The organism is Neisseria sp. P0008.S010 (genome assembly GCF_051962715.1).
GTDB classification, from domain to species: domain Bacteria; phylum Pseudomonadota; class Gammaproteobacteria; order Burkholderiales; family Neisseriaceae; genus Neisseria; species Neisseria elongata.
The window spans coordinates 1-269 of sequence record NZ_JBQCVA010000300.1; the positions used below are offsets into that span (position 1 = coordinate 1).

Genomic DNA, 269 nt, shown 5'->3' on the forward strand with positions numbered 1-269 from the left:
GCGCCAAACGGCGCAATCCGCCCGAACACTGCCCAGAACGGCAGGCGTTCGCCGCGCACCACTGGCACCGAGGGCTTTTTGCGGATCAGCACCAAGCCGAGCCCGGCCAGCACCGCCAGCGCGATACCCAGGCTGTTGTAGCCGTACTGCGCAACCATCACCACGCCCAGTGGTGCGCCAATGGCGATGGCACCATAGGAGGCGATGCCGTTCCAGGAGATCGAGCGTGCGGTGTGTTCGGCGCCAACCTGGCCCATGCACCAACTGAT

Annotated in this window: 1 pseudogene; it reads right to left on the reverse strand. The window is 65.8% G+C overall.

What is annotated here, in order from left to right:
- A pseudogene (locus ACTHSL_RS13685) lies at positions 1–269 on the reverse strand (MFS transporter); the annotation flags it as partial.